Annotated in this window: 12 protein-coding genes and 1 pseudogene; 11 read left to right on the plus strand and 2 right to left on the minus strand. The window is 44.8% G+C overall.

Annotated features, from left to right (window positions below; genetic code table 11):
* Window positions 1-28 precede the first annotated feature (28 nt).
* From V5G28_RS31180 to V5G28_RS31215, 8 genes and pseudogenes are all read left to right on the plus strand, one after another.
* Complete coding sequence (locus tag V5G28_RS31180; protein ID WP_332987242.1) at window positions 29-181, plus strand: hypothetical protein; 153 nt, start codon at window positions 29-31, stop codon at window positions 179-181.
* Window positions 182-266: 85 nt separating this feature from the next.
* Window positions 267-389 (plus strand): annotated as a pseudogene (locus V5G28_RS31185) (tryptophan synthase subunit alpha); the annotation flags it as partial.
* A 365-nt stretch (window positions 390-754) separates the two neighbouring features.
* Window positions 755-1,399: a heterocyst differentiation related protein gene (locus V5G28_RS31190; protein ID WP_332987243.1), complete on the plus strand. Its 645-nt coding sequence runs from the start codon at window positions 755-757 to the stop codon at window positions 1,397-1,399.
* A gap of 1,739 nt (window positions 1,400-3,138) precedes the next feature.
* Window positions 3,139-4,062, plus strand: coding sequence for a hypothetical protein (locus tag V5G28_RS31195; RefSeq protein WP_332987244.1), 924 nt, complete (start codon window positions 3,139-3,141; stop codon window positions 4,060-4,062).
* The gene (locus tag V5G28_RS31200) at window positions 4,059-7,979 is read left to right on the plus strand and encodes a hypothetical protein (RefSeq protein ID WP_332987245.1); all 3,921 of its coding nucleotides are present in this window, start codon (window positions 4,059-4,061) and stop codon (window positions 7,977-7,979) included. Before V5G28_RS31195 ends, V5G28_RS31200 begins: the two co-directional genes overlap by 4 nt.
* 3 nt (window positions 7,980-7,982) lie before the next feature.
* Window positions 7,983-10,331 carry an OmpA family protein gene (locus V5G28_RS31205; protein WP_332987246.1) on the plus strand — a complete coding sequence of 783 codons (2,349 nt, stop codon included), beginning with the start codon at window positions 7,983-7,985 and terminating at the stop codon, window positions 10,329-10,331.
* 165 nt (window positions 10,332-10,496) lie between these two features.
* Window positions 10,497-13,217 carry an MSCRAMM family protein gene (locus V5G28_RS31210; protein ID WP_332987247.1) on the plus strand — a complete coding sequence of 907 codons (2,721 nt, stop codon included), beginning with the start codon at window positions 10,497-10,499 and terminating at the stop codon, window positions 13,215-13,217.
* 183 nt (window positions 13,218-13,400) lie between these two features.
* Entirely contained in the window at window positions 13,401-13,949 is a 549-nt protein-coding gene (locus tag V5G28_RS31215) for a hypothetical protein (RefSeq protein ID WP_332987248.1), read from the plus strand.
* A 243-nt stretch (window positions 13,950-14,192) separates the two neighbouring features.
* On the opposite strand, the gene V5G28_RS31220 is transcribed toward V5G28_RS31215, so the two are convergent.
* Entirely contained in the window at window positions 14,193-16,199 is a 2,007-nt protein-coding gene (locus tag V5G28_RS31220; protein WP_332987249.1) for a protein kinase domain-containing protein, read from the minus strand.
* A 163-nt stretch (window positions 16,200-16,362) separates the two neighbouring features.
* Between V5G28_RS31220 and V5G28_RS31225 the strand changes: the two genes are divergently transcribed.
* The gene (locus V5G28_RS31225; protein WP_332987250.1) at window positions 16,363-16,848 is read left to right on the plus strand and encodes a hypothetical protein; all 486 of its coding nucleotides are present in this window, start codon (window positions 16,363-16,365) and stop codon (window positions 16,846-16,848) included.
* Window positions 16,849-17,006: 158 nt separating this feature from the next.
* Window positions 17,007-17,129, plus strand: a complete 123-nt coding sequence (locus V5G28_RS31230; RefSeq protein ID WP_332987251.1) for a hypothetical protein — start codon at window positions 17,007-17,009, stop codon at window positions 17,127-17,129.
* Window positions 17,130-17,133: 4 nt separating this feature from the next.
* Here the strand turns inward: V5G28_RS31230 and V5G28_RS31235 are convergent, their stop codons facing one another.
* A complete protein-coding gene (locus V5G28_RS31235; RefSeq protein WP_332987252.1) occupies window positions 17,134-19,503 on the minus strand; it encodes a dynamin family protein in 2,370 nt (789 codons plus the stop codon).
* A 225-nt stretch (window positions 19,504-19,728) separates the two neighbouring features.
* On the opposite strand from V5G28_RS31235, the gene V5G28_RS31240 reads away from it, so the two are divergent.
* Entirely contained in the window at window positions 19,729-19,887 is a 159-nt protein-coding gene (locus tag V5G28_RS31240; RefSeq protein ID WP_332987253.1) for a CopG family antitoxin, read from the plus strand.
* Window positions 19,888-20,229 lie beyond the last annotated feature (342 nt).

The following is a 20,229-nucleotide window of genomic DNA, read 5'->3' on the forward strand; positions in this document are numbered from 1 at the left end:
GCAGCACCTTCTCCAACCCTTAACAACGTTGGAGAAGGTGCTGGAAATCCTGAAAGCGACGACTCCCAGTTGGCGATTGGCTTTGCCACTGCGCAATTGCCCGAACGCGACTAGGGAAGTGCGATCGCCTCTGGCGGTTCCTGTGCTTGAGGCACTTTGTACCTCCCCTGAACTCCGTTGAGGGAGCGAGTCAGAGGCTGGCTCGGTCTTGAGGGCGATCGCTTTCAAACAAGCGCAAGTACCAGATTTTCAAAAAGCATATTTGTCGTCTGACTGATAAGCCGATTCGTGTAGGCTTTGGTATTTCCCAACCAGAACAAAGTCGTCAGGTAGGAGATTGGAGAGCAGATGCAGTTATAGTAGGCAGCGCTTTTGTCAAAGGTTTAGCAATCATACACACCGCAACACTGACTAAATCCCATCTGTTGAATTTTGTCAAACTCTCAAGCAGCCATAATTACAACTTAATCTAAGCTTAATTACTTAGGTTGCTCTATCAAGGGAGGTAGATTAAAAAGTAGATTAAGAAACTGTAACAGCGAACTTTTCTTACCTTACTTGGTAGACAATTTAACCAATATCGTCTTGAATATATAAAGCACATATTTAGCGGTAAAAAACTGCCTTATACCGCGACTAAAGCTTTAGGTATTATGTGAAAACAAGTAGGTCATAACTTTTATGATTTTTATGAGTGTGAGAGAGTGTCAGGCAGCGATAGCTGTAGTATCGTCGCATTTTAGGGGAAAAGGCGATGAGTGAGAGTATGGCATTTATCGGTGGAGTTGCCGTAGCTGGACTGGCAGCTCTGGTGTTACTCAAGGGGGCAGGAGGGAGTTCCCTGCAACCTAACTATACAGTTACCTCACAATTACCAACGACTGTGGTAGCGCCTCCAGCAATGATGCCGCCAACTGCGACTTATCCTGGGCAACCATATCCTAACCCAATGCCAGTCAGCCCGAATACTGAAGAGCGCGTGCAAATGGAACGCGTCAGATTGGAAAATGAGGGACTAAAAAACGAAAACAATAATCTCAAAACTCAAGTCCAACAACTCCAGTCCCAACTTCAGCAAGTTTACAACTACCAAGTTCAATTAAATCAGCAGCAGAACCAAAATGCAGCACAGTTGCAGCAGCAGTCTGAAAATCGCTGGTGGTCTTCTCCTGTTGTTTGGGCGGTGGGAGGCATAACTCTCACGATAGGCGGTGGCATTGTGGTCGCTGGTGTCTTGGCTTTGTTTTCACCAAAAGACCGTCCCACTCGTACCGTACAAGTTATTCATCCCTATAACGGTCCAACTCCACCGCTGGCTCCCGTACGTCGCACTGAGTTTCTGCCTCCTCGTACCGAAGTCAGACGAGTTGAAGCACCAGAATATGACGATACGTATTAAATTAAAACTGTCAACACTTAAGAGCTAACACTGATGAATAAAGAGCTATTGATTATAGGCTATTGACAACCCTATAAATTTGTGCTTATCCTACAACGAGCGCAATGTGAATTGAAGCGCTGTTATTGTGGAATTATCAAGGTGATATCTGCCACGATAATATTTTGTGTTTTTAAAGCAAGTGTGGCTCTTGATTCCAGAAAAAGTAAAATGTCTTCTCTTGCGTGTCAAGGGTTATTAATTATCATAATTCTACAAAAAGGTCAATAAACTTGGACAAATTTTAGCACACAATTGCTGTTTAACCAGTTTGTGCTTGAAATCGCAACCGTATAACAGATATATAAATCAGAGTTTTCTATGAAAACAGCAAAGATTAACAAGTGATTTGTTTATAACTTTTATGTTTTTCTGTAAAGATCCGGATACGGAAAAGACCGAATATAAATTTTTATATCCCTGATTGCTTCGGGCGATGCTTCTAGAGAAAGCCGCGCCTTGCGCAAACGCTTTTTGCGTGCCATGCACCGCATTGGCACGGAGTGCACCTGGAGGAGGCAATCGCTAAATCATATTATTGATGTGTTGCTTAAAAATGAAGATTCGATTAAAGAAACTGGTGCATCGTTTCCCGTTTACTGTATTATTCTTCTAAAACGTATTTATTCACTGAGAAATCTGATGATTCTCTTGTGCATGAATTAGGTTTATGCTGGGCTTTACCAGTCACCTAATTCATGCTGCTTTGAGTTGCCCATTCTTCTAGAATTTAATATTTTGAAGATATTATTTGGGCAGATTGTTGACATCTGGGTAGCACAGCAGAAAATAGCACTCTTTGTGCAGGTTGTTTTTGTGTTTTTCACGCAATTCCTGCACAGCTAGTTCTATGATATCTGCGTGAATACATCTCACTGGGATCATCAATGGCGGTCATCTGCTAAACCTGATAAAGCCAGAAACTTGTGTGTTTGCGCAGGGAAATGTTGCACAATAATGTTGCATAATTATGCTCTGGTAGGAAAAAATTAAAGACTTTGCAAAGCATAATAATGAAAAAAATGCAATGGTATCAACAGCAGGTTAATAGCCAGCCTCTTGTCTTACAAAAGCAAAAGATAAGGCATAAATCTCTTAGGAGATTAACAAGCTGCTTTCAGCAAAATGTGAGCAAATACGGAAGAATATAGTCATCTACGTACGGTTTGCTTAATCATTTTGATGTACTTGTTGCGTGACACTGTAATACCTGCATAAACCAGATTTCATAGGATCATTTGTGGTGTTGTTTGAAAACAAGCCCAATATCTGTAATGAAATCCTGATTTCGAGGTATGTGTATATCTTTGAAAACGAAAACTGCAATTGCTGTGATAGCAAAAGTTGGTTTGGTGATTATTGACAGACTTTTTTTGAATTATGCTCCCCCCAAAAAAAATCTATTTAAAGATTTTGTGAAAAGAATCGTGAAGAAACAGCAATTATACGGAAGTACAGATAACCTTAGTGGCTTTTACTGATACGATGCATTGGGAGCAAAGAAATTTGAAAGTTACAGGAAAAACAACAGACTTGTCGCTTAAGAACCTTTTCTTCGCTTTAGACCTCAATAAATCAGGGGCTTTGGAATACAAATTCTTATTTGGCGACAACTCTAATGTTGTTTGGTTAAAAACCTAAACGTGTTTGGTTGAAAACCCAAACGTTAGACAAACCTCTGCTGTTGCTTGATGCCTTCAATGACATCTATATCCTCATGGCTGAGGCATAGGAGCCTCTTTTTAGCCTTTACCTTTTTAGGTGCTTTTACCTATAAAATTATCCCTTCTGTTGCTCAAACAGGGGTAATCTCAAACACTGCAAATGGTGGTGCAGACAATCTCCCACAAAGAGTAAATTCTAATCCCGTCACTTTTAGAGCGGGTCAAGCTGCGTTGGAGATTATCAAAACAGGTGATAGAGCTGCAGCCGAACCAGGCGACACAGTCGTTTATCGCCTGGCGATTAGAAATACAGGTCGTTCGGCGACAACGAATTTGACGATTACAGACAGACTTCCTCTAGGTTTACGATTTGTCTCCAAGTCGCTTAAAGGTTCTATAGGAGATAGACCTGTGCCTTTGAGGGTGAACACTGCTTCAAATCGGACGGTGACAATCACCTCACAAGAAGGACTCCAACCAAACCAGACTTTGAATGTTGTCTACGCCGCCGAGGTCACACCAGATGCGGTTCGAGGAACTGGAAGAAACTTGGCACAAGCCAGTTCTGGGAACTTGACAAGTAATCAAGCTAGTTATCTGTTGCGGATTCGACCAGGTATTTTGTCTGATTGTGGCACCTTGATTGGTCGGGTGTTTGTCGATAAAAACTTTGACGGAGAACAGCAACCGAACGAACCGGGAATACCAAACGCCGTTATTTACATGGATGATGGCAATCGCATCGTTACCGATGCAAAGGGTCTGTTCTCCTTGCCAAACGTCATCTCTGGTTATCGGTCAGCAACGCTGGACTTGAGTAGCTTACCAGGTTACGCACTGGCACCTAACTTGTACTTCATAGAAAAGAATAGCCAGTCACGCCTGGTGAAATTAGCACCCAGCAGTATGGTTAGGGTGAATTTTGGGGTTACACCGGCGTTTTCAGAGGGTAAGCGATGAAAACAAGAAAGCTAGGAAAAACATTTACCAAAAAAATTGGCAGTGGCGACAACAGCCAAATTTTGTACCTTTCCCTAGTCACTAAGGGGAGTGCAGGCATTTTACCAGCATTGATAGCAGTCACTTTACCCTCTTTTGTTGGCACAGAGGCAAGGTTCTCCAACGCTGCTTTAGCCAGTGCGCCAACGGAAGATCAAGGGCAGACAGTAACATCATTCCAACTAGGGGAATCAGAGGGACAAGGGGACAAGGAGCACAAGAAGGACAAAGAGCACAAGGAGGACAAGAAGGAATTTACTTTGTTGTCTCCTGCACTCCCCAATTCCTCATCTCCCTCATCATTCTTTTTGTCCCAATCAATTGAAGCTTTCCCGGCTTCCCCATCTCCCTTATCTCCCTTATCTCCTTCATCTTCCCTTACTTCCCCAACTCCCTCATCTCCCCTTACTTCCCCGACTCCCCCGACTCCCTCCACTTCACAAACCCCTCCAACGGGGAATAGTGCGCCATCTGTACCTTCACAGCCGATTACCCAGAACAAAGTCAAAATTGAAATTGCACCTGTAGCCGACCCGCGCGTCCAAGCTGACGGACGCTCTACGATTCAGCTTTCTGGGCAAATAACCGATGAAAACGGTCAAATCATCCGCGAAGATGTGATGGTGACTTTGACCACGAGTGCAGGGAAATTTGTTGGAGCAGACCAAGATAAAGACCAAGGTGGATTTCAGGTGATGGCACGGGGTGGTGAGTTCACCGCCACACTGCAATCAGACATCAAACCTCAACAAGTCCGCATTCGCGCAGCGGTAGACAGTATTAGAAAACAATCCCCAGCGCCCAGACAACTGGAGATTCTGGGAGATGCACCATTTGAGCAACAAACAGAGACTTCTGTATTCAACAACTTCAAAAAGACCCCAATTGAGGCTTACACCCAAGTAGAATTTACGACTTATCTCCGTCCATCACTGGTAACAGGAGTCGTGAATTTGCGAATTGGTGCAGGTGGCACTGATTATTGGGGGAGTTTTCGGGATTTTCTTGACCCAGAGAAAATAAATGATGGCACAACGGTTGATTTCAAGGCTTCTGTCTTCGCCACGGGTCAAGTAGGGGAGTGGTTATTTACAGGAGCGTTTAACAGCTATCGCCCAATTAACGAAGACTGCGAAGGTAGAAACCGCTTATTTGGTGGTACTCAGTTTTGCGAACAACCTTATCCCGTCTACGGCGATAGTTCCACTTCTACTGCTACCACTCCCTCTATAGATAGTTTTTACGCTCGCTTTGAGCGTACACCCTCCATAGTGGGGGCAGAACCAGACTACTTTATGTGGGGGGATTACAGCACAGCAGAATTTGCCAGAGGGTCTCAGCTATATACCGCCACTTCTCGGCAGTTACACGGCTTTAAAGCAAACTACAACTTAGGCAACTTCCAGATCACTGGGATGTATGCCAACAATATTGAGGGCTTCCAACGGGATACTTTTGTACCTAATGGCACCAGTGGTAACTATTTCTTATCAAAACGTCTCCTGATTCCAGGCAGTGAAACCGTTTATGTGGAAGCAGAAGAAATCAATCGTCCTGGGACGGTGATTGAGCGTAAACAACTGTTTCGCGGTCCTGATTACGAAATTGACTACGATCGCGGTACACTTCTGTTTCGCCGTTCTATTCTGGCAACCCAACTCGACCCGTTTAATCGCTCTTTGGTGAGGCGAGTTGTTGTCACCTACCAAAACGAAGGCGGTGAAGACTCCAGCCTTTATGCTGGAAGATTACAATACAACTTCTCTCAAGCACTGGAAACCAAATCGTTCCTCGGTGCGAGTTACCTACTCGAAGACCAAGGCGCTCAAGATTTCCATCTGTATGGAGCGGATTTCCTTCTATCTTTCGGCAATACAGGTAGGATTGTCGGGGAGTTTGCTCGTTCTAACAATGACCTGGTGACTGGTCGGGAAATCAATGGTAATGCTTACCGCCTAGAGGCTGTTGGTAACTTTGGTGGTTTCCAAGCGTCAGCCTACTACCGCGCAGTTGAGCCAGGCTTCGCCAACAATGCCACCTTTAGTTTTGTCGCCGGACAAACGCGCTACGGAGCGTCAGCTCTTGCCAAGATAACTGATACCACAAGCTTGATAGCAGCTTACGACTACGAAGAAAACTATGGAACCTCTCCGAGTCGAATTGTAGACTTTTTTGACTTATTCAATCCCCAGCCACAAGCACGTCCTGGTGAAAGCGTCAATAACGAACTCAGAACCTTCAGCGCGGGAATTCTACAAAAGCTGGGTGCTGCTGATTTGAGTTTGAGTTATGTTAACCGTTCTCGTGAAGACCGTGTCAGCGATCGCTTTGATGGCGATGCCGATCAGTTGGTATCCCGTCTGAAGCTGCCATTAACTCAAACTTTGACCTTCCAAGCTCTAAATGAACTGAATTTGGGCGACTCTGACCCACTGTATCCCAACCGTACAACTTTTGGACTGGACTGGAAAGCCTTTCCAGGTGTGACATTACGATTGGCTCATCAGTTTTACGATGACACCAGCTTAATCCGAGGCAACTCGATCACCACCCTGGATACGATTGTTGACCATAAGTTTTCTGAGGATACCGCTCTGACAGGTCGTTATTCTGTGCTATCAGCATACAACGGCTTACAAGGTCAAGGCGCTCTGGGACTAAATCACAGGTGGGCGATCGCTCCTGGTTTACGAGTCAACGTCGGTTACGAATACATCTTCAAAAATATCTTCAACGGCACCGCTGCAGGTTCTCAGTACGAGCAATACTATGCGATCGGTCAATCAGCATCTACCCTAGGACTGTTTGCCGGTTCTGTTTACAGCCTCGGACTGGAATACACTGATAATCCCAATTTCCAAGCAAGCACCCGATTTGAATATCGAGACGGAAATGAAGCGAATAACCTCGTTATCTCAGCCGCTGCTGCTGGTAAACTCACCCCCGCCTTAACTGCGTTAGTCCGTTTTCAACAAGCGGGTGAGGCAAATGTCTTTCTGCCGACTTCTGCTGGTATCAACGTCTCAGGAGTGAGATTTCAAGAACTCGGAGACACAGCCAACCTGAAAGTTGGTTTAGCTTACCGCGACCCCAGTAATGATAAATTCAATGGTTTGCTGAAATACGAATGGCGTCAAAATTATGACTCAATTCCGGAAACTCAGCTCACAGGCTCCACAGCAACAGGTCATGTCTTTTCCGCAGAAGCCATTTACGCTCCTAACTGGCGATGGGAATTCTACGGCAAATATGCCCTCCGCAATGGTGTCACCTTCTTAGATGGCGAGAGATACGACGGTAGTGTCAACTTGGCACAACTGCGGACAACTTACAGGCTGGGTTATCGCACCGACTTAGCCGTCGAAGGACGTTGGATTGGTCAAAATTCCAATAGCGGCACTGACTACGATGAATTTGGAGTTGCTGTAGAAGGTGGGTATTATTTAACACCAGATTTGCGGATTGGTTTGGGCTATAGCTTTGGTAGTGTGGATGACCGCGACTTTACCGGCTACCGTTCTGAAGGTGGTTTTTACGTGAATATCAGCTTGAAGTTGAATGAGCTTTTGGGCGGTTTTGGATTGCAAAAGCCTGTACCCAAGCAGCAACAAGAGTCTGAAGTGTCACCAATATCTCAGTTACAACCTGACACGAGATCACAAACACCTCAGAGCAAACTCATTTCACGTTTGAAACAAACACAAGCGCCATCTGCAACTGAATCTCAGACACCTCAAAACCAACTTATTGAGCGTCTCAAACAGATACAAGCGCTAGCAGTTCCCCAAACCAATTCACAAAAGTCCAGAATCCTACAGCTAATTGACAGCCTTAGAAAACACCAGGCTCTAAGCGGTTTTCGAGGTGGAGAGGAGTGAGTGATGACCAATTTGAAAGTTCAGTGGCTACCGAATGTTAAGGGTGCTTTTAGTAAAGTCAGGAAGAATAAAAGAAAAATTCCCAGGCAAATTTTTTATCTACTTCCCGTGAGTTTTTATCTTCTACCTTCAGATGTTGCATTCAGTCAGACACCCAAATTGGGGAATGGGGAAGGGGGAATGGGGAATGTTTCACAACAACTACCCCCCTCATCTCCCTCATCCCCCTCATCTCCCTCATCCTTCCGGGTTGTAGTTAACAGCAATCAAGATGGTGATGTCAAACCGGATGAGCAACTGACTTTGCGGGAAGCAATTGAGGTTGTCAATGGTACGCTACCAGTTGAGCGACTCAGCAGTGGAGAAAAAGCGCAGATCCAACCAACCACTGGGGGGAGTCGCATCGAGTTTAATCTCCCTGCGGGTGCGACGGCTATCCAGTTACAGAGACAACTGCCAGATTTGGCATCTCCAGGATTAGTCATAGATGGTTCGACTCAGCCTGGATACGATGCTTCAACTTCAGCAACTGCTGAAATTGCCATCCCCGTTCCGCTGGTGGCGATCGCCCCTGCACCAAACACAGAAATCTTTCGCGGTTTGACTATTGTCGCAGATGGCGTAACCATTCGCGGCTTAAACCTTTACGGTTTCAATGCTAGCCCGATCAAGCAGCAACTCGGAAACCTGCTGATTTACGATGGCGTTCCTAAGCCAGTGACGCTGACGACACCGCCTGGGGATATTGTGATTTCCCATCGTTTCCCACCTCCCAATACCAAGAGACAGCAGCCCCCCAACGATGACTTTCCTTTTTATAACAGGGATGTTCCTCCGAAAAACGTTGTCATTGAAAACAACTGGTTGGGGCTGACGGTTGATGAAAGGTTCCCCGATAACACGTCGGCTTTCGGAGTTTACGTTTTTAATTCTCAAGGGGCAACAATTCGGCGCAACCGTATTTATTACCACGAAGGCAGCGCGATTATTACTTCAGTACGTGGAGAAAATACGGTAGTTACCGAAAACATTATTGTTGGAAATGGACTAGCTGGAATGCCGGATGCCTTACGTATCGAAGGCGTCGTTAACAAGTCCCAAATTACAGGCAACTTGATTTGTGCCAACGATGGTGCTGGAGTGTATTTATTTAAACCACAAGGAGATGTGCGAATCCAAAATAACCGGATCACCTATAATGGCAGGCGTTTACGGCGAGCAGCGGTTTACCTGATGGGCAGCAACCATCAAGTCCTAGGTAATCAAATTGACAATCAAACGGGACCTGGGGTTGTCGTGTCGGCTTTTCCCAATACCAAGAGTAATATTATCCAAAACAACGGGTTTGCCGCACTGGAAGGCTTGAGTATTGACCTCAACACCGAACGAGATCCGGAGGACGTATACGACTTTCAACGGGGAGATGGTCCCAATCCTAAGCGAAATTCCCCTAATCGCCGTCAGGATACAGGTAATGCTGCCATTAACGCTCCGGAATTCGCCACAAGAACGTTTGTTCCTGCTGGTAACAGTGTGACATTACAAGGAAAAGCTGACCCCAATTCTGAGGTGACGATTTATCGCCTCAGCGATTATCAAACAGGAAGACAGGCACTTTATCAACAAGGTTACGGGGCGCTAACGACTCCACTCACGACTACAAAGGTGGACGAGAAGGGTAATTTTAGCGTGACGGTAGAAAATCTACAGGTTGGGGATATCGTGAGTGCGATCGCCACCGACCCCAGATACGGCACATCTGAACCCGCTGTTGGCGCCTTTATTGGCACAACAGGTGGCACAACAGGCACTTCACCGAACTCCGCCCCAGCAGGCAAACCACCGCAGATTCTGCCTCCGCAGTGTACTTCACGCCCTGCACCACCTGAACCACCAGCACCTCCGGAACCACCACCAGAAGCGCCAGCCGAACCAATCCGGCTACGGGTACCGCGCAATGTTCACTTTGCTCTAGACAAATCCTTTATTAGTCAGGAAAGTGCAGCTGTTCTTGATAGAGTGGCAGAAGTCTTGCAGCAATATCCATTCATCGTTATCGAATTACAAGGTCATACAGACCCCCGCGCCAGCGACGCATACAACCAAGCGTTGGGTAGAAGACGGTCATTGTCTGTGAGAAATTATTTACTGCGTAAGGGTATCGCACCAGAACGGATGACCATCCGCTCGTTTGGCGAAAGCCAGAGGAAGGTTCCGGGGGGTACGGATATTGTTGATTACGCGCGCGATCGCCGTGTTGAAATCATCTTTAGAGATGTCAGAGGTATTGAGCTGATTATTGAAGAACAAGAAGATGATTTGCAGATCGAGAGGCGACGAGGGAGAAGATAGTCCAATTTATATAGCACTTCTCGTTTGGATGAAGTCATTATTTATCTGTGTCCCATGACTGTCCCATGAGTGGTTCTTATTTCTTGATGTACTGCACTCAACACCAGAACCGCTATAGTCCAAACTCCATAGTTCACAGTCCACACGTCCAAAATCTAGAAGCTCATGAAAGCTTTATTTCAGCATTTAAAAGCGATCGCCCGTAAGGGCAGTGCGCTCCGCGCAATCGCTCCATCTTCCCGTTGGCTTTCGTGCCAAGTCTTTGAAGTAGATAGGCTGTCGGCAGGACATAGGGAATTTGCTGTGGCTCATGTATTAAATAAAACCAATAAAAAAGTTGTGCGTCTTCTCACTTTCAAGACTACGCTTGCTACTGTGCTTTTTGCCTTGCCGCAAGTCCCAATAGTAGGGAACTTTTCGGGTGGGAAGGCGTTGGCACAACAATCAGGCAGTTGCCCAGCTGGAACAACAGCACAAACCCTACAATGGACTCCAACCAGCAACCTTGCAGGAATTGTTAGTCAGAACCTGAGCATTAACGGAATCAGCGCTACCCTCAGCTTTACTGAAAGCACCCCTGGTGAAGTTCTTGATCCAAACCAAACATTAATTACCAACGAGACGTATGGTGGCCTTCCAGGACCAAATTTGAGGTTTAATATAGGTGTCGGAAGGAGTGAAGATCCAAACTCTCGTTTTGACAGACCAGCGCCAGTAGGTAGTAGTGCGACGCTCACCATTAACTTTTCACAACCAGTTACCTTAGCTTCTCCCCTCACCTTGTTGGATGTTGACCGATCTGGCGCACGCGATACTATAGGTGATATTGCGTACATTTACCAAGATAGAGTTACGGTAACAGCTTTTAATGGCAATGCACCTGTTGGGGTAACTCTTACGGCGATTAGTCCTAGTAATGTCAGAGTGACTGGCAACGTTGCAGAAGGTATCGTTGAAAATGCTTTTCCTACAGAAAGCTTTGGTAACGTCACAGCTACGCCATCTGGTGCGGTGACTCGAATCCAGATTCTCTACCAACCAGGAACAGAATTCGGTAACCCTTTGCAGGATGAGACGATTGGTCTTGATCGGATACAAATTTGTGTGCCGACGGGAACAGGTACAATTGGCGATACAGTCTATAACGACACCAACGGAAACGGCGTCCAAGACGCAGGAGAACCTGGAATCAGCGGTCGTACTATCTCCTTAACAGGCGCAGGACCAGACGGTCAATTTGGCACAGCAGACGACATTACCAGCACCGCCACCACCGATAACAACGGCAGATACAGTATCCCCAATCTGCCCGCGGGAAACTACAGAGTCGCCGTCACTAACCCACCAGATGGCTTGTCTCCCACTCAAACTCCCCCCACGACCATTACCCTAGCAGCAGGTCAGAATTTAGACACGGCTGATTTTGGCTTCGCGCAGCCCGGTACAATTGGTGATACAGTCTACAACGACACCAACGGCAACGGCGTCCAAGACCCAGGAGAACCTGGAATCAGCGGTCGTACTATCTCCTTAACAGGTGCAGGACCGGACGGTCAATTTGGCACAGCCGACGACATTACCCGCACTGCTACCACTGATAACAACGGCAGATACAGTATCCCCAATCTGCCCGCGGGAAACTACAGAGTCGCCGTCACAAACCCACCCGATGGCTTGTCTCCCAGCCAAACTCCGCCCGCTACCATTACCCTAGCAGCAGGTCAGAATTTAGACACGGCTGATTTTGGCTTCGCGCAGCCCGGTACAATTGGCGATACAGTCTACAACGACACCAACGGCAACGGTGTCCAAGATGCAGGAGAACCCGGAATCAGTGGTTCTACGATTTCCTTGACTGGTGCAGGGCCGGACGGTCAATTTGGCACAGCTGACGACATTACCCGCACTGCTACCACCGATAACAACGGCAGATACAGCATTCCCAATCTGCCTGCTGGAAGCTATAGAGTCAGCGTCACAAACCCACCGAATGGCTTGTCCCCCAGCCAAACTCCGCCCGCTACCATTACCCTAGCAGCAGGTCAGAATTTAGACACGGCTGATTTTGGCTTTACGCAGCAGCAACTCGGCACAATTGGCAATACTGTTTTCAACGACAGAAATAGCAACAACGTTCAAGACCCAGGAGAACCTGGACTTCCTAACATCACCGTTACTTTGACGGGTGCAGGACCGGATGGTCAATTTGGCACAGGTGACGACATTACCCGCACCGCTACTACCGATAACAACGGCAGATACAGCATACCTAATCTACCTGCAGGCACCTACAGAGTCGCCGTTACCAACCCTCCGGCTAACTTTACTCCCACTCTGACTCAGCCCAATCCCATTACCCTAGCAGGTGGTCAGAATATCAATACGGCTAACTTCGGTTTCAATGTTCCTGCTGTAGGCGCAGGCGAGACAAATTTGCTGTTGGTTAAGCGAATTACCAACGTCTTGAGAAATGGTCAGTCCATCCCAGGCACTAACTTCACCACCTTTGATGATGGTCCTGGGAATGATGACAATCAAATCAACCAGTCACAGCCTGTTCGTGGTGTTCGCGACTTACAGACGCCTGTGCAAAGCGGCGATGAAGTGGAGTACACAATCTATTTCCTTGCCCAAGGAGTGAACAATGTTAGGTTCTGCGACTTAATTCCAGATGGTACAAGTTATAGCAACAACGGTATTTCCGTGTCTGGGGCTGGTAATGGTGCAGATCAAGGAACATTTTTATCACCTTTGGCACCTTTGCCTGCAGGTAATACCTGCCAAAATCAAACAAATAATAAAGGTGCGGTGATTGTTAATTTGGGTACTTTTAATATAAGCAGCGGAAACCCCGCTTTTGTTCGCTTCCGTGTGAGAGTCGATTAAAGCGTTTTGTTTGTTGGCGAGGTGGGGAGATATTTCGCTATCACCCCAGCAGCCTCCACGACTCACCTAACTTGGTATAAAAGTTTTCAGATGTTCAGCATACAAAAAAATTGAAAGTCAATTAGGTATTATTATTATTTTTGTTTTCGCCTGAATCGTTACGAACTACTTTATTAAATTGCAATGCAAAAAACTCAGTTAATCAGTTCAGTGCTTACCAGTGCCTTACTATTGTCCTCCTTATTCTCCTTTGGAGGGAAAATTGCTCAAGCACAACGGGCACAGCGTCCTGTCTCGCTGCTAAATAGTAAATGTGTAAACAGTGGACTTGGCACTGTTCGTCAGGAGAACCTTGATGTTTCTATAGGCAGAGCAGTTTATACGAGCAGGTTTTACCTCGGACCAGGTAACCGTTCTGCTTCTCTAACTTGTAACATCAAGCCAGAAAAGAGTTCTAAACCCCCGTTTCAAACCCTCAATCTGGGTTTTGGAATACGTGACAATGATACAAAAAGTCCAGGGGTTGAGGTGAAGGTTTACTTAGATGGCAACCAAGCTGAAACCCGTACTGTTGCCCCTGGACAGCAAACTTCATTAGCATTTGATGTTAGCAATGCCAGCAACGTTGCTATCGAGGCTGTTTGTACTAGTCAAAGCCAATATTGTGACCGAGTTTACTTCTTCAACGCTGCTTTAGAGCGGCAGAGCGCCCCCGCACAACCGAAAAAATAGCTCGACAACCTTAGTATGGAATGTATAGAGATATTGACTGCTAATTGTTAAATGTTAGTTGTTAGTTGTTAGCTTTTTAGTAATAGCTAACGACTAACGACTGATTAAAAAGTATAGCGGTTCTAGTGTTAAGTGCAATACATCAAGAAATAAGAACCACTCATGGGACACAGATAAATAATTACTTCATCCAAACAAGAAGCGCTATATTAGCAACAACCCAAGGTTGATTGATAGCTTTTATTACAGTTTCTTTTCTAGTTCTAGAATTTCCTCTTCAAAAATATCGGTATAATCATAACTATTTGTCGTGTCAGGTTGATTATCCAAACTGGAATTTGGATGTTCCACTTTGGGTTTATTGTAATTGCTAAAGTTCCCTAATTCAGGAAGCTGTTGTTTTGCTAAATTATCAGCAGCTTGTTGAAATAATGGCTCTACTTTATTTCGCCAGTACTGAATATTGGGTAATTTTTCTGGATGGTCTTTATAAGCCAATACTTTATCCCATTGTCCCTCAGCAAATGCTGTGTCGAGGTCTTTAAATAAAGCTTCTGCTTTAGTCCAATCTTGCTGCCAGTGAGATATCATCTCTGTTGTCTCTTTGACAGCAGTAGGATTTGAAGTTATTGTCCTTAAGAGCGCGATCGCACCTTGTAAATCTCCTGATTCGTACTTATTCTTGGCTTTTTTCACAACCTGGTAACCGTTGTCATTATAAGCTGAAGGTTGTGATTTTCCTGATTGTTCTGACTGTGACAATGAAGTGGGTACATCAACCACAGGTTTTGTTTTTGGCTTAGGCGCTGGGCGATCGGCAATCAAGTTATTATCATCTACTGTTTTGATTGCAATGCCCTTGTCTCGCAGGCAAGAAACCCATTCTTCGTTATTTTTAATAACTTCTGAGTTGGCCCAACCCTTCTGTGTGGGATCAAGTTTAATCTGTACCCAACCGCGTTTTGTCCGCATACCTGTCACCTCAAATTTACTATTTTTAGTAACAGTTTCTACAATAGAATCATCGTTAATAGGACTTGGCTCAGAACGGATATTAGAATTTTCCTTGACAATAGCTAAACAATTTTGTGCTAATGTCGCTTCACTATGTGAGTTCGCGTTATTAATAGCAAAATCGGAAGCCAAACCTTGAACGTTCTTGACCACAGCTGGGCTAACAACAGCAGCGCCACCAACCAAAACCGCCAGAATTAATAGCTGTAATAAGTCAGGTCCACTAGAACCTTTGGGGGTGGATTTAGGGGTTGCTGCTGCTACTGGTTGGGCGACAAGATTTGCCGGAGCAACTGCGAGCGTTTTTTGTCGAGACTGTGGAGATAAGGCAGATGAGGACTTGATGATTTGGTAACTGGGAGTGTTTGAGTACTCTTCGGGTCTATACCTTGAGGAAAGCGGTTGCAATCCTTGCAGTGCTTCTGATGCACTCTGGAAGCGATCCTTGAAGTGATAACGCACCATCTTGCTTAACACGGCTTCCAAGGCGTTGCTTACAGGTACGAGATGTTGCCAAAGGATTTCCCCAGTGTGAGGATCTTCTTGCAAATCCATTGGCGCTACTCCCGTCAGCGCTTCAATGGCAATGATGCCAAGAGCATACATATCACTGTTTGGGCGGGGTTTGCCTTGACCTTGTTCCGTGGGCATATAGCCAGGAGTGCCAATAGCTACAGTTGCAGAGTGATGACCCGCAACTGTAAACATTTGTGTTCGCGAAGCGTATCCAGCAGACACTCGCAATTGTTTAACAGCTCCAAAGTCTACAAGAACGAGTTTGTTATCCGAGGCGCGACGGATGATGTTATCCGGCTTGATGTCGCGGTGAATCACACCCTGTCCGTGGACAAATTTCAGAATGTCTAAAACTTCCAGCAGCAAACCAGTCACTTGGCTTTCATTCCAGCGCTGATTGGGATGCAGTTCCTCACTTAGGGGATGCCCTTCAATAAATTCTTGTACTAAATAAAATTCTTGGTTTTCGTCAAAGTAAGCTAGAAGTCGAGGAATCTGGTTATGGTTGCCCAGTTTTTCTAAAGTTTCCGCTTCACTTTGGAACAAACGCTTAGCAGTGTCAAACATTTTTGCCTCGGAATTAGCAGGCTTAAGGTGCTTGACAACGCAAACGGGATTACCCGGTCGTTTGGTATCTTGGGCAATGTAAGTTTCACCAAATCCTCCTGTAGCAAGGACTCTAATAATTTTGTAACGATGATCCAGTAATTTGCCTATCATATTCACTCCCCAGCGATAACACCCAATTTTAAAGAGGGTAATAAATATCTCCAAATTTTTCTCAATGAAATCCGCTATCTTGAGAAAAGATTTGGATGTAAAACGTAGTTTTTTAATAAATACACATTGTTAATTTTTCTTTCAATAGCCCTTGTTAATTCCAATGCCACCTAAAATTAGCAATTCAGTAGCATGGCAGCAGGCGGAACTCCTCATGCAACCTGCTTTCATTCGCGTTGTCGATAATATTCGCAAGTTGCTTGATGTATCTTCCTGGACGGGGACTTATCAAGATGTCCTGATTTGGCCTACTGGCACTACTGATGAAACCAAAGCGATCGTGACCAAGCTCCTGCAAGACCTGGAAGCCGTAACACCGGAGCAAGCTTTGGAAATCAGAGAAACACTCTCGCGTCTGCCAATGCCCCATCCAGGATACCATTTATGTCTACAGCGTCAAGACCAACAAATCAGTATAGATTTATGGGAATTGTGTTATCAAGTGTGTTTTCGTGAGTACATACCGGGGAATGAAACAGTTAACATTGATACGAGTTTACTCGATGAAAACGGCGAGGTGGACTGGCAACGCTTAGAGGTTAAGACAAAGGAGTTAGTTGAACAAGTGTTTGCAAATTTACCAGAGTAACCTCACCAAAACAGTGCTAAGTACTAAATGCAAATTATTTAGGATATAGCACTCAGGACTTTAATTGCCAGTGATCAACAAAGACGGTAAAAAGTGCCGTGAGGTTTCCGACTTGATAGTGTACATCAAAAGGTCGCAGAATAGCATTCTGGGGCTAGATGAACAAAGCCCGCAGAATACAATTCTCGGGCTATACAAACAAAGCTGTGATTAGCAGGCTAACAGAAGAGGTGAAAAAGGCGATCGCTTTTGCAGCTAGTATGGGGTGGCAAGTTACCTAGCCGCCTACCTGACTACCTGTACTGGCTTCCAAGTATCTAAAGATGCTCTAATAGCTGTCAATTCACGTAGATATTCATTCAGCGTTGCTTTTTGAGAGCCAAGCATTGCAAGAATCTGAGGAGCCTCTTCTTCCTTCGTTTCCCGTTCTTTGAGCAAGTGGTCAAACAAAGATTGAAACCTGTTGATATAGTCGTTTATTTGCTTTTCAGCACTACTAAAATCCGCTTTAAGCTGCTTTTCAATGACTCGCTGTAGAAGCTCTCGGCTTCCAGATGCCTGATTATCTATTTTTAGTTTGATTGCTTGTGCTGTTTCGCGCAAGTCAACTTCGTAGAAGGAATGCTTCTCTTCTACTTGGATGTCAACTTCATATGGGACTGATTCTATGTAAAATTCAACTGGCTTGCATAAGCTATCACCTAGTCGCATTCTTAGTTCTGGGCGATTTTCATTTTCTTTTTTATACCTCATATACACTTCAACTTGATATTGGATTTGGGCATCAATGCCTTCAAAGTCAAAACTGGGAAACTGAATAGGAGTAATGTTTAGTTCAACTTGCAAAGCTTCTCCTAGATAACTAGATAGTTCATTAGATACATCTTGAATTTGTTCTTGGATTTCTTGTACCAATTGCTGTCGAATCCGTGTACCTTCTCTAACAAGTTCATCTTGTGTATCTAACCACCAACTCTGGATGTGAGGAGTACAAAATTCGTTAATAGTGCGTTCAATTTCTTGAGCCTCTTCTTCGGCATCAACCCTAATTTTATATGGATCAGAACTTTTATATTGAGAATACTCAGGACTCTCATAGTGTTTTGGAATAACTCTCCCAACAGCTTCCACTAGAGGATGTTGCACCTTGAAGGAAATTGAAAAGCCACCTAGTAGAGGAACAGCATTAGGTAAGGTGAGAGCTAGACTCATGTTATTACTGGGAATTTCTTGGCTTGCCTGTGGTTCAGCCTTCTGATAAACTTCGGAGTTTGCAGACTTAGTAACTCTAGAATCGGCAATTTCGTCAATTTCATTTTGTATCTTGGATTTAGTACCTTCAGCAAAGGCGCTGATTCCTTGGCTAAATCTGCTGATTAACTCCTGTTCTCGTTTCTTTACAGATTCTTTGACAGCCTCAACCTTTTTTCTAGCAGACTCAGACCGCCTACGATACTCTTCAACTATGTGTTTGAGTTGTTCAAGTTTGGTATTCCAGCCAGTCATCTGTCCATTCAGTGAATTCTCAATTTCCCTTGCTGCCTTATTAAGTATTAATAAAACCTCACTCAAAAGATTCCAACCTGCATTCTGTGTGATGGTTTGAATCACTGTTTCTTGAATAGTAGGAATACCACTATCTTCTAAAGCTTGGGGTGCAATCTTACGCGGCGCAGGTATAATCTGGTTGCCTTCCTCATCTTCAATGGCGTATTTGGCGCTGAAAAACTTTTTAAAGTCCTTTAGCTGACTTTGACTTGCCTTATCTTGAGCGATAAGTTTTGCCAAAAGTCCTTGTCTAGAACTGGCAGGGTAGATAAGTGGATTTGGAAATCCAAAGCTAGCTAACTCCCGTTTCAAATCCTCTATGACATCAGCAATATCTCGGTCTTTTTCAGTCTTCTGATCGACTTTGTTAAGGATGAAGTAAATCTTGCCTGTGTTCTGGGCTAAAATTTCTTGGCGATTCTCCACTACATCCTTAAACAAATGTGAAACAGCATTGTCTTTGTAGGAAGCGTAATTTAAAACGAACAAAATCGTATTGCAGGTTCGCAGTGCTTCTAGTGCAGTTTGCTTTAGTGCTACTGTGTTGAAGTTGGCATCCCACTCATTTGGACCAGGAGTATCAACTAAAGTGAAACCAGATAAGGATGAGAGTTCGCTAATGGCTTCAATGGGATGCTCTATCTCAAAACGTGTGGTATTGTCAGGATTATGTTTCTCCCGAATCTCGCGAGTACGTACCAGAAATTTCTGCTGAATCTCTCCAGCGTCACCCTCAGCAATAACAATAGGTCGTCTTTGTCCCTCTCGGTATTCTAAAAGTCTGGGAACTTGCCCAGCTTCAATATGTCGGACATCTGTACGGCAGACTGTACACGCTGCTGTTTCACTAGCCAAAACATCAGCACCAATTACGGCATTCAAAAAGGTACTCTTACCTGCCTTCATTGCCGCAATCACAGCAACCTGATACTTCTGCTCTTTTAATGCGTGTAGGGCTTTGTTGATGTCATCCTCAACACTCTGCAAACCTTTGGTACTGTCTCCTTCACTAAAGCGACCTTGACGAATTTCCTCGAGGTATTGTAATAGCCGTGTACCAGTGCTGTAGATACTTTCATGTGCTGCTTGGAACTGTTCAAAGGACATAATTATCAGACGTTTGATAAAAAGAGTAACCAAAACACGTACAGTTGAATTGAACAAAGAAAAGATTCTTCTCAGTGGAATCACTGCGGAAAAAAGGCGATCGCGAAGCGGGCATTTTGTGCCATCGCACTTTACCAGACACTACCTCAGGTTATCTTTATAGAAAATGCAAGGTTCTAAAGTCCACACAAATAACCTTTTAGCTTTAAGTAAAAAGTCATTTCTATGAACAAGCCTAAAGAAGAACTCGAACTACATTTGCAACCCCATGCAGCAGAAACAGTATCGATAAGGATACCGACAGACACATTGGAATCGCTAAAAAAAGTAGCTAATAGTAAAGATATCTCACCTGAAGCCTTACTCAAGTTTTATATCGGGTAGGGTTTGCGGCAAAACTTAGCTAAATTATTCTCTGAACGGTTGCTTGAATCAACGGCGCAACTGTTAGCATGACACATTCAATCGGAAGAAGAAGTTTTAAAATTTATTCAAGAAATTCAAGCGGAAACAAATCGTTAGGTTAAGAACCAGCAACTTTTCTACCCCAACCCACAAACGCATTGAACCCGCAAAGCCATATTTGCTAAGATTTTCAATGCCCATAACCTCGCGGCACCTAAAGATTTCACCATGTCTACATCTGCCATTGACACCAACGACGCAGCGGCGATCCAAGCAGCACAAAACTCTGTTGCAGTATATGATCGCTCCCATTGGGGACGC

This window comes from Scytonema sp. PRP1 (assembly GCF_036697665.2).
GTDB classification, from domain to species: Bacteria; Cyanobacteriota; Cyanobacteriia; order Cyanobacteriales; family Nostocaceae; genus Kalymmatonema; species Kalymmatonema gypsitolerans.

Bases quoted from the DNA above. Each gene is read 5' to 3' on its own strand.
- V5G28_RS31190 (WP_332987243.1), top strand. From the start codon at position 755: ATGAGTGAGAGTATGGCATTTATCGGTGGAGTTGCCGTAGCTGGACTG.
- V5G28_RS31195 (WP_332987244.1), top strand. From the start codon at position 3,139: ATGACATCTATATCCTCATGGCTGAGGCATAGGAGCCTCTTTTTAGCC.
- V5G28_RS31200 (WP_332987245.1), top strand. From the start codon at position 4,059: ATGAAAACAAGAAAGCTAGGAAAAACATTTACCAAAAAAATTGGCAGT.
- V5G28_RS31205 (WP_332987246.1), top strand. From the start codon at position 7,983: ATGACCAATTTGAAAGTTCAGTGGCTACCGAATGTTAAGGGTGCTTTT.
- V5G28_RS31210 (WP_332987247.1), top strand. From the start codon at position 10,497: ATGAAAGCTTTATTTCAGCATTTAAAAGCGATCGCCCGTAAGGGCAGT.
- V5G28_RS31215 (WP_332987248.1), top strand. From the start codon at position 13,401: ATGCAAAAAACTCAGTTAATCAGTTCAGTGCTTACCAGTGCCTTACTA.
- V5G28_RS31220 (WP_332987249.1), bottom strand. From the start codon at position 16,199: ATGATAGGCAAATTACTGGATCATCGTTACAAAATTATTAGAGTCCTT.
- V5G28_RS31225 (WP_332987250.1), top strand. From the start codon at position 16,363: ATGCCACCTAAAATTAGCAATTCAGTAGCATGGCAGCAGGCGGAACTC.
- V5G28_RS31230 (WP_332987251.1), top strand. From the start codon at position 17,007: ATGAACAAAGCCCGCAGAATACAATTCTCGGGCTATACAAACAAAGCT.
- V5G28_RS31235 (WP_332987252.1), bottom strand. From the start codon at position 19,503: ATGTCCTTTGAACAGTTCCAAGCAGCACATGAAAGTATCTACAGCACT.
- V5G28_RS31240 (WP_332987253.1), top strand. From the start codon at position 19,729: ATGAACAAGCCTAAAGAAGAACTCGAACTACATTTGCAACCCCATGCA.